Genomic DNA, 405 nt, shown 5'->3' on the forward strand with positions numbered 1-405 from the left:
ATGCATCTTCAGAATGCTCTGATAGCGGCTCCTCTACTAGCTCTGCTTTTTGCTCAACATAACGTTCAACGCTAGCTTCAACGCCGGAATCCAAAGCATTGTCTTCAACATGGATCTCTGATTCAGGAGACAAGTCGCCTTGAGCTTCCCGAACTTGGTCAAGCAAGGTTTGTTCATAACTCGAGACCGCTCTTTTATTCCCCTGGGATTGCTCTCCTGCCGAGCTAAAGCTTGCCATTTGCTCACGCAGCTTATCAAAAGAGCCCGGTTTATGAAGAGACGTCGTTTTTCTTGTCGAAGCCGCTTGTTTGGCCGCGATGCTTTTCTGTGGGCGAGCGACTTGTCGCTCTACTACTTTTTGCCAATAGGCGCTAAAGGCCAAACGCGGAACGCCTGTCTGGCTAA

1 protein-coding gene is annotated in these 405 nt (G+C 49.4%); it reads right to left on the minus strand.

Annotated features, from left to right (window positions below; all coding sequences use genetic code 11):
• Nucleotides 1-382: hypothetical protein (locus A3761_RS07285; RefSeq protein WP_156491710.1), on the minus strand; the 382-nt coding region annotated here is incomplete at its 3' end.
• Nucleotides 383-405: the final 23 nt, after the last annotated feature.

Source organism: Oleiphilus sp. HI0123, assembly GCF_001635315.1.